This is a genomic window from Burkholderia sp. Leaf177 (assembly GCF_001424345.1).
Lineage (GTDB): Bacteria > Pseudomonadota > Gammaproteobacteria > Burkholderiales > Burkholderiaceae > Caballeronia.
On the sequence record NZ_LMPF01000021.1, the window covers coordinates 755,272 to 770,680 of the forward strand.

Here is a 15,409-nt window from a genome sequence, read left to right on the forward strand (position 1 = left end):
AGTAGTGAAAAAGTCGCCGCCCTTGAAGGGACGGCGACGAGGCACGAACTTGGCTAAATGCTCAAGCTCGCGTCAGACCGCGACGCGAGCCTTGACTAACAATCAGATTGCCGGAACCGATGCGACCGGCGTCCCCAGGTTCTGATCGATGAACACCTTCGGGTTGTTGCCCGCGCCGCTGAAGTTGAACATGCTCATGATGCTGCCGGCAGTTGCGTCGAACGAACCGCCGCCCAGGCGATTGCCATTGAGCCAGTTGTCTTCAATGAAGCGCGTGACCGATGCCTGGCTGATCTGCGTGTGATCCACGAAATTCACCTTCGCCCACGGCGAGATCACGATGAACGGCGTACGCGTGCCCGGACCGCAGCGGCCATTGACCGGCGCGCCTTTCACGCCCAGCGGAGCCGTGCCCGTGCCGCACTTGCCGGCGCCGTTCACCTGATCCGCAATGGCGTCGAACGAAGCCGACGTCGGCGTTGCATACGCGTGGTCGTACCAGCCGTCCGAGTCATCCCACGCCACGATCACAGCGGTGCTCGCCCAATCCGGCTGCTGCTGCAGGAAGTTGACGACCTTCGAGGTGAACGCCTGTTCGTCGAGCGGATCCGAGTAGCCAGCGTGGCCGTCCTGGAACGCCGGCGCCTTGATGAAGCTGACGGACGGATAGTTGCCAGCCTTGACCGATGCAAAGAAGTCATCGGTGTCGTACTGGTGGTTGGCGGGTTCCGGCGTCTTGCCATCGGCTTCGAGCGACAAGCCGATCGCCGCCTGCGAGCTCGGACGTGCGTGCGTCGGGTTGGCCGTCGAAGCGAAGTACTGGAACCAGTTGTGATGCGGCACGTAGTCGGCCGTTGCCTGACCGACCACCGGCGACAGCGTGCTGCGCTTGCAGGACGTCGTGCCGTTGCTGTTCGTGGTCGCGAGATTAAAGCCGCCCATGAAACCGCCCCACGAGATGTTCGCGGCATTCAGCAGATCGCCGATGTTCTTGCCGGCCATCAGCGCGGTGTCCGTCGTGCTCGAGCACACGTCGTTCGCCGGGTCGACGTCGTTGATCATCGTGAAGCCGCCCTGGCCGTCGTTGACGTAGTAGCCGCCGGTGTTCGTCGCGCTGACCGGACCCTGGCTCGCCTTGACGACCTGCATGCCGTTGGTCTGGCCCGAGACCACTTCCAGTGCGCCCGGCGTGGACGGACCGTAGGTGTCCGTGTACGCGTTGTCGCTCATCGCGAAGTGCTGTGCGTAGTTCCACAAGGCGCCGACCGTATTGCCGTCGTAGTAACCCATGACCTGGCCTGCCGTACCGAACGATCCGGCGCCGCCCGCCGTGCCTTTACCCGTGAACTTCGGAAAAAGATCGGCCAGGCCGTTGTCATAAGCCTGTTGTTCCGCACGATATGCGTGGTTCTGGTCGGCCGATGCCGCTTGCGTACGGTCGAGACGGAACGGGTTTGCAGCCGCTGCGCCGTTCGCCGTGTTCGTGAAGTTCGGGTTCGCCGTCAGCAGCGCGCCGGAAAGTCCGTTCACCGTCGGCGTGCCAGCGGCGGCCGTGAACACCGGCTCGCCGGCCGGGTTCGCTGCGTTCGGGTAGGTCGCGAAGTAATGATCGAACGAAACGTTCTCGTTATAGATCACGACCACGTGCTTGATCGGGGTGGCCGTCGCGAGACGGTTCTGGATCGACTGTGACGAGTCGGGGTTGCTGTCGTTGCCGCCACCGCATGCATACAGGCCGATGGCCATTGCTGCAGTGGGTACGCCAACCAATAAGGCTCGACGAAACATGTGTGAAGCTCCGATGTCGTTTGTTGTGTGTGAAGCATGCGGCCGCGAGGCCTTTGGGGGACGAGTCCGGACTTGAAGGCCATTTTTCGTTTCCGAGCGCATTGGAACACCTGCACATGAAGCGCAAAAGGCGCTCCGCTTTCGCCATGGTTACTTGCACATAACAGGCAGAAAGAGTCGGTAAGGACAGGTTCCAAAAAGATGACATCGGACACGTCGGCCAGTCATGCCAGCGTCACACGGCGCTCAGATAATTCGTTCGCTGTAACCGTTTTCATTTCTTGGCAACCACAGGCTCATGCACTCCACTATCAGGGACGTCGCCGCGCATTCCGGCGTGTCCATTGCCACCGTATCGCGCGCACTCAACACGCCGGAGCTGCTCAATGCCGAGACGCTTGCGAAGGTGCGCGAGTCCATCGAAGCGCTGGATTTCATGCCGAGCGCGCGCGGCCGGCAGCTTCGCGGCGTGCGTACGCGGCTGGTCGGCGTGGTCGTGCCGACGCTCGCGAACCCAGTGTTCGCCGAGTCGTTGCAAGGTATCGATGAAGCCGCGTGCGCAAGCGGTTATCGGCTGATGCTGATGACGACCGCGTACGACAGCGCGCGTGAGCGCCGCGCCATCGAGACCTTGCGCGAGCAACGCGTGGATGGCCTGATCGCGACCGTCGCCGACGCCGAATCCAATCCGCTGCTCGACGAACTCGACCGCATCCGGCTGCCGTACGTGCTCGCGCATAACGACACGGCTCGCCGTGCGGCGGTATCGGTGGATAACCGGCGGGCGGCGCGCGACGGCGTCAACGCGCTCTTGCAGCGCGGCCACAAACGCGTGCTGATGCTGGCCGGATCGTTCGCCGCATCCGACCGGGCGCGCTTGCGGTATCGCGGTTATGAGAACGCGATGCTCGATGCCGGCCTCACGCCCTACGCGCCGCTCGAGATGGACTTCAACGCGGAAGAGCTGCCACCGGCGTTGCTCGCGCATCTCTCGGACCCGTTGCGCCGTCCGACCGCGCTTTTTTGCAGCAACGACCGTCTCGCGATGATCGTGATTCGCGGTCTGCGTCATGCAGGTTTGTCGGTGCCCGGCGATATCTCGGTGCTCGGTTTCGATGGCATTCCGCTTGGCGAATGGTTATCGACCGCGCTTTCGAGCGTCGCCACGCCCAATCGCGAGATTGGCCGGCATGCGTGGCGTCATCTGGCGAAGCAACTCGAGTTGCCCGATGGCGAGCCAGTTAGCGAAACCGCCAACCAGGCCGACGAACCCATTTCCTTCAAGTTGCCTCATAGCGTGCGAACCGGCGCGACCATCGCGCCATACATCGAACCCGCGGCCCGGATGGCCGCTCTCGAACCGGAGAATCCTGCATGAAAGTCCGTCAGATCCTCGCCACGTTGCTTGCAGCGACGGCTACTTTTTGCGCGGCCGGCGCGGCCTATGCCGACGGCACCGCGATCTGCTACAACTGCCCGCCGGAATGGGCGGACTGGGCGAGCCAGATTGAAGCGATCCAGAAGCAAACGAGCATTCGCGTTCCCTTCGACAACAAGAATTCAGGACAGGCCATCGCGCAAATGATGGCCGAGCAGAAGAGCCCGATCGCGGACGTGGTGTATCTGGGCGTGTCGTCGGCGTTCCAGGCGAAGGACAAGGATCTCGTGCAGCCTTACAAACCCGCGCACTGGAACGATATCCCCGCCGGCATGAAGGACCCGAACGGTTACTGGTTCGCTATCCACTCGGGCACGCTGGGCTTTTTCGTGAACAAGGACGCGCTCGATGGCAAACCGGTGCCGCGTTCATGGGCCGATTTGCTGAAGCCCGAATACAAGGGCATGGTCGGATACCTGGATCCGTCGTCGGCATTCGTGGGGTACGCGGGCGCCGTTGCGGTCAACCAGGCGCTCGGCGGCACGCTCGATAATTTCAAGCCCGGCCTCGACTGGTTCGCGAAGATGAAAGCCAATGCGCCGATCGTGCCGAAGCAGACTGCATACGCGCGCGTGATGTCCGGCGAGATTCCAATCCTGCTCGACTATGACTTCGATGCTTATCGTGCCAAGTACAAGGATCACGCGAACGTGGAGTTCGTGATCCCGGCAGAAGGGACCATTGTCGTGCCGTATGTGATGAGCCTCGTGAAGGGCGCGCCGCATCAGGCGAACGGCGAGAAAGTGCTTGATTTCGTGCTGTCCGATGCCGGTCAGCGTCTCTGGGCCAACGCATTCCTGCGCCCGGTTCGAGGTGGAACGCTGCCGCCCGATGTCGCCGCAAAATTCCTGCCGGCGTCCGACTATGCACGTGCGAAGGACGTCGATTTCGCGAAGATGGCGGCCAAGCAAAGCGCGTTCGGCGAAGAATATCTTCGAGTGATGCACTGATTTTCAGCCATGCAAGATTCCACCTTCTCCACGCGCGCACGCGTCGCCTTGCTCGCGCCCGCGCTCGCCGTGTTCATCGCGTTCTGGTTGCTGCCGCTCGTTGCGTTGCTGCAGGCGAGCGCCGTGCCCAATGCGTTCACTGCGTATCGCGAGGTGCTGACGAACGCGCGCTATTTGCATAGCCTGTTTGCGACGATAGCGTTGTCGGTCGCTGTCACGGCGGCGACGCTGGTGTTATCGACGGTGGCGGGTTTGTTCCTCGCTCGCCGCGATGTCCCCGCCAAGCGCTTGCTGGTCGCGCTGCTGACGTTTCCGCTCGCGTTTCCAGGCGTGGTGGTGGGGTTCATGGTGATCATGCTCGCGGGGCGCCAGGGTCTGATTGGCGCCATCTCCACGCGGCTGACGGGCGACCGCTGGGTGTTCGCGTATTCGCTCAGCGGCCTGTTTCTCGGCTACCTGTATTTCTCGATACCGCGCGTCATCGTGACCGTCATGGCTGCTGCAACCAAGCTCGATGCATCGCTGGAAGAGGCAGCGCGTTCGTTGGGTGCATCGCCGTGGCGGATTTTCGCCGATGTCGTCCTGCCCGCGCTGATGCCCGCGATGATCGCGGCCGGCGCCGTGTGTTTCGCCACCGCGATGGGCGCATTCGGCACCGCGTTCACGCTTGCCACCGACCTCGACGTCCTGCCGATGACCATCTACACCGAGTTCACGCTCAACGCGAATCTGGCGACGGCGGCGGCCTTGTCGATCGTTCTCGGACTCGTGACATGGGCCGTGCTGGCCCTCGCGCGCAGTCTCACGGGCGCGACGGTCGCGGCCACTGCCTGAGGTCATGCGATGCCTGAATTCATGAAGCCGCGCGGTCTGCTCGTGGCGGCGCAAACGGTGGTCACGCTCGCGCTCGTTGCGTTCATGGTCGTGCCGGTGGTGATGTCGGTGATGGCCGGTTTGACCGTCAACTATTTCCGCGGTGTATCGAGCGGACTTACGCTCAGGTGGCTCGAACAAGTGTGGGCGATGTATCAGGGCTCTGTCTGGTTATCGATAGAAATCGCGCTCGCCACGCTCGCCATCACGCTTGCGATCGGCGTGCCCGCGGCCTACGCGCTCGCGCGCAGCAACAGCCGCTCGGCAAGGTGGATAGAAGAACTGCTGGTCTTGCCGATCGCGTTGCCGGGACTCGCCACTGCACTCGCGTTGCTATCGGTATATGGCGGCTGGAGCGCCTTTCGGTCGAGCATGTGGTTCATCGTGGCGGGGCACGTGGTTTTCACGCTGCCGTTCATGGTGCGCTCGGTCGCGGCGGTGTGCGCCGGCACCGATTTGCGCACGATGGAAGAAGGCGCGGCGAGTCTGGGCGCGTCGTTCACGCAGCGGTTTTTTACCATCGTGTTGCCCAATGCACGGCCCGGGATCGTTGCCGGCGCTTTGGCGGTGCTGACGTTGTCTATCGGCGAATTCAATCTGACGTGGATGCTGCATACGCCCGATACCAAGACGCTGCCGGTCGGACTCGCCGATGCGTATGCGTCGATGCGCCTTGAAATCGGCAGCGCGTACACGATACTTTTCCTGTTGATGACGCTTCCCTTGTTGATCGCGATGCAGTGGCTCGGCGTCGATCCAGCCGGCACGCAAAGCGCCCGCGCGGCGGCGAAGCGCAGACGTGCGTTGAAACGTGCGCCTGAAGTTGCCGACGCGAAATTTGTCCAAACCCCAACCGCGAAAACCGCACGATGAGACTCGAACCCGTTCCCGTCACCCTCAGCCGATGCGCGAAAACGTTCCGCGGACAACGCGTGCTCGAACCCGTGGATTTATCGATAGAACCCGGCGAAACGCTCGTGCTCCTCGGGCCGTCCGGCTGCGGTAAAACCACGACATTGCGCCTGATCGCCGGGCTCGAAAAGCCCGACGCCGGCGGACAGGTCCGGTTCGGCGCCGACGATGTCACCGCGCTGCCCATCGAACGTCGTCAGGTCGGCATGGTCTTTCAGAACTACGCGTTGTTCCCGAACCTGACGGTGCGCGGCAACGTGGGTTATGGCCTGCGGATTCAGAAAGTGGAAGCGTCGGCGGCGCGTCGCAGAGTCGATGAATTGCTCGACATGACCGAGCTCACCGCGCACGCCGACAAGCCAATCACCGAGCTGTCCGGCGGCCAGCGGCAACGCGTTGCGCTTGCACGTGCGTTAGCGCCGAGACCGCGCGTATTGTTACTCGATGAACCCCTGACCGCACTCGACGCACGTTTGCGCGAAACGTTGCGCGCCGAGATGAATGCGCTCTTGCGCGAGCTTCGCGTGACGAGCATCTACGTCACGCACGATCAGTCCGAGGCAATGGCGCTTGCCGATCGTATCGTGGTGATGAGCGCTGGGCGGATCGAGCAGTGCGGCACGCCGCGCGAGATCTACTATCAACCGGCGACGCGCGCGGTCGCGCAGTTTATCGGCACATTGAATCGCGTTGCGGGCGAGCGCCGCGATGAAACGTTCATTGCGCCGGGCGGCACGATCAATGTGCAGGGACTCGTCGCGCGATTGCGTGTCCAGAATGGCGCGCGCACAGAAGTATTTTTCCGGCCGGAAGACGCTGAACTCGTCAATCCCGAGTCCGCGCAGTTGCGTGGCGCGGTCGAGTCTGCGATGTTCCTCGGCGAACGCACGCGCCTGAAAATCAAGGACGCCGCTGCCGATGCGTTGATCGTTGATGTCCCCGGGCGCGTTGAACTGGCGCAAGGGACTATTGTAGGGATCTCAGTACGCGACGAAGGTTGGGTCGCGCTGCACTAAAAACATCAGGAGAATGTTGTCATGCTGTTAGCTCAAATTTCTGATCTGCATATCAAGGTTCCTGGCGCGCTTGCTTATCGCAAAGTCGATACCGCTGCGTGCTTGCGCCTGTGTGTCGAGCGCCTCAACACCATGAGTCCGCGACCTGATGCGGTTTTGGTAACCGGGGACTTGACGGACTTTGGAACGGTGGAGGAATACCGGCATGTCGCTGATTGCCTGAAGCCGCTGACCATGCCCGTATATTTGATGGTTGGTAATCACGACGATCGGGCTGCGTTGCGCGAAGTATTCCATGCCGATTATTTGCGAAAAGCGGGTACAGGTACCGACTTTGTGCAGTTTGCCTTCGACCTCGGCGAGTTGCGTGTCATCGCACTGGATTCGCAGATTCCCCATTCGAGTCCTGGCACCTTGTGCGACGCCCGGCTGCAATGGCTCGAACGGCAACTGGACGAGGCGCGCGGGCGACCGGTTATTGTCGCGTTGCATCATCCGCCGTTTGCGACAGGGATCGGACATATGGACGATATGGCGCTCGACGCCGAAGCTGCCGCGAAACTCGAAGCGCTGATTGCAAAGCATCCGAACGTGGAGCGTATGGTGTGCGGTCATGTGCATCGGCCGGTGCATCGACGCTTTGGCGGAACGATTGCGTCTATTGCGCCATCAACCGCGCATCAGGTCGTGCTCGATCTGCACGCCCATGCGCCATCGCGATTCGTGCTGGAGCCCGGCGCGTTCGCGCTGCATTACTGGAACGCGGAGGTCGGGCTGGTTTCACATCACGCGTATGTCGAGCAGTTTGATGGGCCGTATCCGTTCTTCGATGACGACGGCGCGTTGGTGGACTAGCCTTCTTCATGCGTGGTGAGCCGCGCTCTGCCATCGGGCGCGAAATGCGTGCCGAAACGCACGAGCCCCGATTTATGCAAGTGACAGGTCATCGTGAAACTGAGCAGCATGTCGTCCTGTTTTTCGGCCGCTTCAATTTCGATGGCCTTCAAACGCGGCTCGTATTTCAGCAGAGTATTTTCGATCTCGCGCTGCAGCGTATGCGCTGACGCGGGCATGTGCCGATAAATCGTCGACAGATCACCCAGCCCATAGTCCGGCAAATGCGCGATGGAATCGCGGCGGCTGTTCAAGATTCGCTGGATGTTGTCACGCACTGACAGGAAGGTTTGGTCGTTGGGTTTGTGCAGGTGAATGGGATCGCCGTTAGCAAAATGACCCGTTAAAACTTCGAACAATCCGGGGCTGCCGCGGGTCGTCACTTGGCGGCCTCGACCATGCTTTGCGTGGGCATTTCAAACTCGACGCCAATTCCGTCTCCATCCGAATACGAAAGTCTGACCGCGTCAGGCTTGGCTTCCTGCGCAGCCCGTAAAAGCAGTTCGCGCGAGAGCACGGGCAGTATCTGCTGATCGAGCAAGCTGTCGATATTGCGCGCGCCGGAATCCGGCAAATGGCATGCGCGCACGAGTTCTGCAATGAGTGCGTCGTCGCAAAGCAGCGGCAAGCCGAATTTGCGTTCGATGCGCTGTGCCACTTTGGCGAGTTTCATGCGTACGATTGTGGTCATCGCTTCAGCGGACAACGGCCGATAGACAACCGTCTGGAAGCGCGCGAGGAGCGCGGGTTGGAAATGCGCGATCAACTCGGGCCGGATTGCTTCCATCAACATGCTCGTGGTGATCTCGGTGATCTCGGTGACCTCAGTGACATCGCCAACGGCTTCCGTCACGGCATCGTGCGCGGCCATGATCTGTTCGCTGCCCAGATTCGATGTCATCACAATCACGGTGTTGCGAAAGTCGATGATGCGTCCTTCGCCGTCGCGCATGAAACCGCGATCAAAGACCTGATAGAACACGTTCAGCACATCGCGATGCGCCTTCTCGACTTCGTCCAGAAGGATCACGCTGTAGGGCCGGCGACGCACGGCTTCGGTGAGCACACCACCTTGTCCATAACCGACGTATCCCGGTGGCGAGCCCTTGAGCTGAGACACCGTATGCGCCTCTTGATACTCCGAAAGATTGATGGTGACGAGTGCACGTTCACCGCCGAACATCAGATCCGCCAACGCCCGGGCCGTTTCCGTTTTCCCGACGCCCGATGGTCCCGCGAGCAGAAACACACCCAGCGGTGCCTCTTCAGACTTCAGTCCCGCTTTGGCGGCGCGAAGACTTTTTCCCAGCGCGTCGAGCGCGTCGTCCTGACCGACAACGACTTGTCCGAGCCGGCTTTCGAGTTCGAGCAGCGTCGCGAGTTCATCGGAGAGAAGGCTGCCAACCGGGACGCCCGTCCAGTCCGCGATCACGCGTGCAATCGCCGCTTCATCGACTTCGGCGTAGACCAACGCGTCGCTGCCGTGCTGCGAAAGTTGATCGTGCGCGTGCCTGATCGCAGCTTGAACGTCGCGACGCTCGCTTTCATCGGTTGCAGCGTGCCACTGGGTTCGCAAATCAAACAACGTGTGGATGGCATCCTTTTGCTGCGCCAACTCGACTTCAAGCTGCACCAGTTCGCGGGTGAGCGTTTCGAGCCGCGTTTCGATAGCCGCAAGCCGGTCGCCATATTCCTGCGATGTCGCGCCTTGATCGTGCGTCAACGCAGTGCGCTCGACTTCAAGCGCCGCATGTTCCGCGCGACGTGTCGAGATGGCGACGGGCGTAGCGTCGATGCTCATGCGAACGCGCGCGGCTGCGGTATCGAGCAGATCGACGGCTTTGTCCGGCAACTGGCGGCCGGTGAGATATCTGCGCGATAAACGCACTGCCGCGCCCACGGCCGCGTCTGTGATGTGCACGCCGTGATGTTGCGCGTAGCGTTCCTTCAAACCGCGCAGCATGAGGCAGGCGTTGTCGTCGTCGGGTTCGTCCACCTTGACCATCTGGAAGCGTCGTTCCAACGCTGCATCGCGTTCAAAGTATTGCTTGTATTCCGACCACGTGGTTGCAGCGATCGTGCGCAATTCGCCGCGTGCGAGCGCGGGTTTCAGCAGGTTCGCTGCATCGGCGCCGCCAGCCGTGTTGCCTGCGCCAATCAACGTATGCGCTTCGTCGATGAACAAAAGTATCGGCGTTGCGGACGCCTGAACGGCTTCGATCACGTTCTTCAGCCGTTGCTCGAACTCGCCTTTAACGCCGGCGCCCGCTTGAAGCAGACCGAGGTCGAGCGTCAGGATAGACACGTTGCGGATGATGGCGGGCACGTCGCCTTCAACGATTTTCAGCGCGAGGCCCTCAACGAGCGCCGTTTTACCAACACCCGGTTCGCCCACGAGAATTGGATTGTTCTTTCGACGACGCGCGAGGATATCGACCATTTGCCGAATTTCGATGTCGCGCCCGAACACGGGATCGATCTTGCCGTCACGCGCTTTTTGCGTGATATCGATGGTGAAACGGTCGAGCGCATCAGAATTTGCCTGAAGCTTCGGCGTTAGATCTTCAGTCGGACCGACAGCCGCTGCCGTGTCTTTAACCGATGCATCTTTCGGCGCTTCAACCGACACCCGATCCAATTCAGGCATCAATCGCTCGATCTGCACCGCCGATACACTCAGCAACTGCCACGCGTCGGGCGCGCGCAAAAAATGCGGCGTGTCGGCCAGGACCGCCAGCAAATGCGCGGAGCGAATCGCAGGTTGCCCTTCTTCCAGCGAAGCGCGCAACCATGCCGCTTCCAGTATTTGCCCCAAACGCTGCGACAAACCCGGCTTGCCTCGCAAATCGTGCGGTAACCGTTCGATGCTCTTCAGCAATCCGTTCCAGATCCCGTCCATCTCGAGTTCGTATCGCCTGGCGATTGCCACCAGATCGCCGTCGCCGAGTTCAAGCAATTTGATCAGCCAATGCTCGATTTCGATCTCGCGATGCGCGCGCGTTTCACACAGGCTTGCAGCGTCGGAAAGTGCGCGGGCGCAGTGTTCGTTCAGGCGGCGCAGAAAGGGCGAGAGGTCGCGAGCAGTCATGGATGATCCAGGAATAAGATGTAAAAAGCGCACGAACCTGCGTGTCTGCAAATTCGTGCGCTCAAGGCCAGGCGCCGGCGAATAACCGGTGATCGGCCGTTCAAACGCGCACTGTGTTATGAGCGCTCGTTCCAGCTATCGGCGTGGATGATGTTGCCGTCCTTGTACGCCCACGTGATCTTCTCGTAGCGCAACTCGATCTTTTCCAGATGGTTGTGCTTTTCAAACGCCGGATTCTTGATGTCGAGCATTTCCGGCTTGACGCTTACAACCTTGACGTTATCGAGCTGAGTGTTGAAGTACTCTTTTTCCTTGCCTGCATCGTCAATCTTGTACCACTTGATTTCAACCGACTTGAGCGTCTGGCCGCTCGTCACGGCCTTGTACAAATACGGCGTCGACGCGTCCGTTTCCTTCGTGAACGTGACCGCGCTGTGCACGCGCGTACCGGTCAGCTTGCCGGTGTTGCCATCGGTCGGAATGTGAATGCCGTGATTGAACGCAACCACTTCAACGCTGCCTTCACGGCCCGCGACGGTGACGGAACCCTTGACGTCTGCGCCGCCATCGTCCTTGATCCACATGTATGACGGAATTGCCATTTTTATTTCCTCTCTTTAATTGAATGAGCAGGCCACATTGCCCCGATGTTCCTCATGGCCCTCGGGAGATGCCCCGTTTTTACGATCGTCACGACAGTCGGGAACGAGCGTAATTTCCACGCGGCGGTTCGCAGCGCGCCCCGCCTCGGTTTCGTTGCTGGCTTTGGGACGTGTATCGCCATAGCCCTGAATGGCAAATCGTGTTGGCGAGATGCCGGATGCATCGGCAAGCCAGTCGCGCACGGACGCCGCGCGCGCTTCGGAGAGCGTCCGGTTGCTCGCCGCGTTGCCGACGTTATCGGTGTGACCTGCGATCAGCACCCGCTTCGCCGCGTTTGCCTTGATCAATTCAACCGCGCCAACGAGTACGCGATTCGAGCCGGGATTGAGCACGGCCGAGCCGCTTTTGAAGAGCGAGAGGCTATCGAGTTCGATCATCGATGGCGGCGGCGCGGGCGGTTGATAGCTCGCGATCAATGTGTTGATGCCCGGCAGCAAAGCCGACGCACGATAGAAACCAAGGCCGAGTCGCGGTGGCAAGCCATTGCTTGCATACGCGGCGAGTTGGTCCCGATCACGCTTGACTATGCTCAGCGCGTCGATCCGTGCTTCGTCCATGCCCGGCGCGAGGGCGGCGTATTGCGCCATGTCGGCCCGCACGCGTTCAACCAGATTGCGGTTTTGCCACGCCGACGACGCGGCCGCCGCACAGAAAAGCGCAACCAGCGCGATAAAGCCGTGAGCAAGGGCGCGTGGCATTGGCCGATGTGCGTGTTGAGTTGCAATGCCGCGGATCAACGGCGCAGGCAGCGTGTACCGTGCGGGTGTTCCAGTGAGATTCGTGCCGCGGTCCGGTAGCACAAGCTTCGTCCGATCCGTCGCATAACGCGCAAGCAGGGACGCTTTCGCCGGATGTCCTTCGACGGCCACGACTCCGAATGCGTGGATCTGGAGCGAGCGCGATGTGCGCTGACTGTCGAGCAAGACCGGCAATATGGCCGCGGCAGTCCATTGCGTGAGGACGTCGAGCCGTGCCGCACGATGAGCGCGCGCTTCGCGGTCTTGCGGAATCGCCATTCCAGCATAGAGGCCGAGCCGCGTCGCGATTGCATCGTGAAGCGTTGAAACGTCGATCTGGTCTACGCCGGACACGCCGAACCAGGGACACTCATCCGCGGTCGACGCCGATTCGTTCGCGTACATGGCGACACACACCGGCAGCGCATATCCGACCGCGCGATTCGCCTCCCCAATAGCCGCGCGCCAGCGTCGCAGACCTCCGACCAACGTTGCGTGATCGGTGGCCGCGTCTGCATCGATCAAATAAGCGACAGCGTCCGGACCCTGTCCGTCCCGCCAGCGCTTTAGCGCATCCGCGAAGTGCGCCAGGCGCGTCGGGTCGTTCACGCGCACCCAGATTGCGGTATCGGTCACGCGCACGGCATCGGCCGAAAAGACGCCTGCAAGCAGCGTATCCGTTGACGCGATGACAATCACAAGCGGCGTATTGCGCCTGATTTCGGAGGGCAGACCGCTGAGCGCGGTATCGATTTTCCGCAGTACCTGTTGTGTCGCCTGCGTGCGGGCGACCGCGCGCCGCGTAGCAATAAAGATCGCCGCTGCCGCGCCGATCACAGCCAGCAAGCCAGCGAAGATATTCCACCCGATAGTCCACGGCGAGCACAGTGCGAGCCACACGACGACAAGCGCCGCGATCCAGGCGAAGATCGATCGATACGGGTATCCGGTCGGGGAGGTCATGACTTGTGCGCTCAACCCGGTAGGCGCGCGATGGATGCCGCGAGCCACCGGTCAAGCGCCAGGTACACGAGCGCGGCGACGATGATCCCGCCGACAACATAGCCAAGCGGCGAGATGCTCATGCGCCAGCGCGCGTTCGCGCTGCTCGATAACAGCACCGTGCCCGACGTATCTTGGGACTGGCCCGTACGCTGATCAAGCGCGCGCATCAAATCGATCCGGGCGTCCGCGCCGTTGAGCGCGAACTTGCCGGTGAAACCGAGGCCGAGCACCGCGTTGAAAATGCTCAGCAATACGAGCTTGGGCGCAGGTTCTTGCAGCCGCCGATGAATCCTTGCGATCAACTCGTCGCCGGCATCGTTTGTATTGAATTCCTGGACCGGAAGCGGCTCGCGCTCCCACGCATCGCGCTCATGGTCTTTCAGGCGGATCAGCGCGGTTTCGTCGAGCAACGCGCACTGCGCGTAGGTTGCGTCCGCTACCACGTCAGAAGGATGGCCTGCCGCCGTGAGCTCGCGGCGCAGGGCGTCGACTTGCTCCAAACAATCCTTCCGGAAGTCAGCGAACGTGGTGGACGTTGCGTTGTCAGCGAGCGTCGCCACCGTGAGGGCGGTGTCGCGGAACGCATTCGGCAGAAGCACGATCGGTTTGTCGGTCATGCTGGCAGCACCGCGTAGAGTTCGAGTGCAACCTCGGGAATGGATGACGGGATATAGAACTGGCAGGCACGTGCATCGATCATTCGCTTGAACGCCGGATGCACGCTGTCGAGCGCAAAATACTGGCTCTCGATACGAATAGGTATGGCCGCAGGCAGCCGCGACATTGCTCGCAACGGGATGCCCGGAAGCGCGGAATTCACGATCTGCTCGACGTCATCGGGCGCGCCCGCTTTGCACAAGCGTGGTAATTGCTCGAGCAACGCGTGCGCAGGTAGCGACGACTGCACCGAAAGGTAGTATTCGGCACCGTCCACGAGACGCTCGTCGTTGATCTTTCCCGCCCACACAGTCTGTTTCACCCGATCTAGCGCAATTGGAACAACGCGCGATGGAATGACGGTATCGAGCAGCACGCGAATCAGCGATTCGAGCTCGGCGAATACCGGTTCGGGCGCGTGATGATCGTACGCAGGGATGGCGTGCAGCGTTTCGGTCGTGGAGAAAGTAAGCAGCGATCCAGCCAGCCGGGCCAACACACCATAAAGTCGTTCGGGATGTTGTTGAGGCGCCGCGCATAAGCGCGAAAGATCCGGCCACGTGCTGTTCACGCTATGCAGCAACCAGAACAGAGACACGTCGGACACTGCGTAATCCGCAATCTGATCGGAGCGTTCGCGCCGACGTACCGCAAGGCTCTCGCTTTTGGCGCCGAGAATTTCTGAAAGCCGTTGCATCCGCTCAACAAGCCGCGCGTTAGCCGATAAAAAAAGGCACGGCGGCACAAATGCCGAATCCAGCTCGAAGAGACCTTGCGTATTGCGGATGAGGCGCCCGATCGCGCAAGTAACATAACTGCCGGGTTCCTCGAAGTCGAACAACAAGGCGAGCGCATGGCGCTCGACGCTGATTTCTTCAACGCCTTCGCCGTTGATATCGGCGACATTCATATATTCGCGCACGAAGCGGCGCGGGCGCGCATGACGTTCGCCTTCTTCTATGCAATTGCCACCTTGCGCATCGACCAATGCCAGTCCAATGGATACAACCGTGCCCGCGACGTGCAGCGGGATATCGCTGAGTTGCCGCGGAGCTGGCAAACGGTCGGCAGTTTCCGAATCGATAAACGTACCGTCCGGCAAACGCACGTCGATTGCGTTGAGTTGCAAACGGTTGATGCCGAGCGCTTGCTGATCGAACACGACGCGGCTCAAGCCCCACGGATCGGGGCTTGTCATGCGCGCGAGGCGTTCGTCGGCGAACTGATTCCACATCGCCTGTTGCTGGAAATGCTGCGGCGTCATAAAAATACCCTTGGCCCACAGCGGTCTTGTTATTTTCATTCGTTTGTTTTGTGCGCAAAGGGGAAGGCTGCACGGCTGTTACGCCGTGCAGAGGTAGTGGCCTCTTACCGTGATGCAGCCTTGA

General features: G+C 61.0%; 12 protein-coding genes and 1 pseudogene. 6 read left to right on the forward strand and 7 right to left on the reverse strand.

The features are described 5' to 3' along the window. Positions 1–102 precede the first annotated feature (102 nt). On the reverse strand, positions 103–1,788 hold the full coding sequence (locus tag ASG35_RS18810; protein ID WP_056360632.1) for a phospholipase C: 1,686 nt from the start codon (positions 1,786–1,788) through the stop codon (positions 103–105). Between the two features lie 298 nt (positions 1,789–2,086). On the opposite strand from ASG35_RS18810, the gene ASG35_RS18815 reads away from it, so the two are divergent. The 6 genes and pseudogenes from ASG35_RS18815 (at position 2,087) to ASG35_RS18840 (ending at position 7,832) form a co-directional block, all read left to right on the forward strand. After that, positions 2,087–3,166: a substrate-binding domain-containing protein gene (locus ASG35_RS18815; protein WP_056360635.1), complete on the forward strand. Its 1,080-nt coding sequence runs from the start codon at positions 2,087–2,089 to the stop codon at positions 3,164–3,166. Further along, on the forward strand, positions 3,163–4,176 hold the full coding sequence (locus ASG35_RS18820) for an ABC transporter substrate-binding protein (protein ID WP_056360637.1): 1,014 nt from the start codon (positions 3,163–3,165) through the stop codon (positions 4,174–4,176). Before ASG35_RS18815 ends, ASG35_RS18820 begins: the two co-directional genes overlap by 4 nt. 9 nt (positions 4,177–4,185) lie before the next feature. Further along, entirely contained in the window at positions 4,186–5,010 is an 825-nt protein-coding gene (locus tag ASG35_RS18825) for an ABC transporter permease (protein ID WP_056360641.1), read from the forward strand. Positions 5,011–5,061: 51 nt separating this feature from the next. Beyond that, positions 5,062–5,922: pseudogene (locus ASG35_RS18830) on the forward strand (ABC transporter permease); the annotation flags it as partial. Beyond that, complete coding sequence (locus tag ASG35_RS18835; protein WP_056360644.1) at positions 5,919–6,977, forward strand: ABC transporter ATP-binding protein; 1,059 nt, start codon at positions 5,919–5,921, stop codon at positions 6,975–6,977. The pseudogene ASG35_RS18830 and the gene ASG35_RS18835, both read left to right, overlap by 4 nt. Positions 6,978–6,998: 21 nt before the next feature. After that, positions 6,999–7,832 (forward strand): phosphodiesterase, encoded by an 834-nt coding sequence (locus ASG35_RS18840; protein WP_056360647.1) that lies wholly within the window; start codon positions 6,999–7,001, stop codon positions 7,830–7,832. Here ASG35_RS18840 and tssE read toward each other — a convergent pair. From tssE to tssK, 6 genes are all read right to left on the reverse strand, one after another. Further along, positions 7,829–8,230 (reverse strand): type VI secretion system baseplate subunit TssE, encoded by a 402-nt coding sequence (gene tssE, locus ASG35_RS18845; RefSeq protein WP_235527593.1) that lies wholly within the window; start codon positions 8,228–8,230, stop codon positions 7,829–7,831. The genes ASG35_RS18840 and tssE overlap by 4 nt on opposite strands. Positions 8,231–8,250: 20 nt before the next feature. Next, the gene (gene tssH, locus ASG35_RS18850) at positions 8,251–10,959 is read right to left on the reverse strand and encodes a type VI secretion system ATPase TssH (protein ID WP_056360652.1); all 2,709 of its coding nucleotides are present in this window, start codon (positions 10,957–10,959) and stop codon (positions 8,251–8,253) included. 116 nt (positions 10,960–11,075) lie between these two features. After that, a complete protein-coding gene (locus tag ASG35_RS18855; RefSeq protein ID WP_056360655.1) occupies positions 11,076–11,561 on the reverse strand; it encodes an Hcp family type VI secretion system effector in 486 nt (161 codons plus the stop codon). A 15-nt stretch (positions 11,562–11,576) separates the two neighbouring features. Beyond that, positions 11,577–13,322: an OmpA family protein gene (locus ASG35_RS18860; RefSeq protein WP_056360658.1), complete on the reverse strand. Its 1,746-nt coding sequence runs from the start codon at positions 13,320–13,322 to the stop codon at positions 11,577–11,579. 11 nt (positions 13,323–13,333) lie between these two features. After that, on the reverse strand, positions 13,334–13,981 hold the full coding sequence (locus tag ASG35_RS18865) for a DotU/TssL family secretion system protein (protein ID WP_056360661.1): 648 nt from the start codon (positions 13,979–13,981) through the stop codon (positions 13,334–13,336). Next, positions 13,978–15,324 (reverse strand): type VI secretion system baseplate subunit TssK, encoded by a 1,347-nt coding sequence (tssK, locus tag ASG35_RS18870; RefSeq protein WP_082508447.1) that lies wholly within the window; start codon positions 15,322–15,324, stop codon positions 13,978–13,980. The genes ASG35_RS18865 and tssK overlap by 4 nt, the downstream gene beginning before the upstream one ends. Positions 15,325–15,409: the final 85 nt, after the last annotated feature.

Coding starts and splice junctions, on each gene's coding strand:
- ASG35_RS18810 (WP_056360632.1), bottom strand. CDS start 1,788: ATGTTTCGTCGAGCCTTATTGGTTGGCGTACCCACTGCAGCAATGGCC.
- ASG35_RS18815 (WP_056360635.1), top strand. CDS start 2,087: ATGCACTCCACTATCAGGGACGTCGCCGCGCATTCCGGCGTGTCCATT.
- ASG35_RS18820 (WP_056360637.1), top strand. CDS start 3,163: ATGAAAGTCCGTCAGATCCTCGCCACGTTGCTTGCAGCGACGGCTACT.
- ASG35_RS18825 (WP_056360641.1), top strand. CDS start 4,186: ATGCAAGATTCCACCTTCTCCACGCGCGCACGCGTCGCCTTGCTCGCG.
- ASG35_RS18835 (WP_056360644.1), top strand. CDS start 5,919: ATGAGACTCGAACCCGTTCCCGTCACCCTCAGCCGATGCGCGAAAACG.
- ASG35_RS18840 (WP_056360647.1), top strand. CDS start 6,999: ATGCTGTTAGCTCAAATTTCTGATCTGCATATCAAGGTTCCTGGCGCG.
- tssH (WP_056360652.1), bottom strand. CDS start 10,959: ATGACTGCTCGCGACCTCTCGCCCTTTCTGCGCCGCCTGAACGAACAC.
- ASG35_RS18855 (WP_056360655.1), bottom strand. CDS start 11,561: ATGGCAATTCCGTCATACATGTGGATCAAGGACGATGGCGGCGCAGAC.
- ASG35_RS18860 (WP_056360658.1), bottom strand. CDS start 13,322: ATGACCTCCCCGACCGGATACCCGTATCGATCGATCTTCGCCTGGATC.
- ASG35_RS18865 (WP_056360661.1), bottom strand. CDS start 13,981: ATGACCGACAAACCGATCGTGCTTCTGCCGAATGCGTTCCGCGACACC.
- tssK (WP_082508447.1), bottom strand. CDS start 15,324: ATGAAAATAACAAGACCGCTGTGGGCCAAGGGTATTTTTATGACGCCG.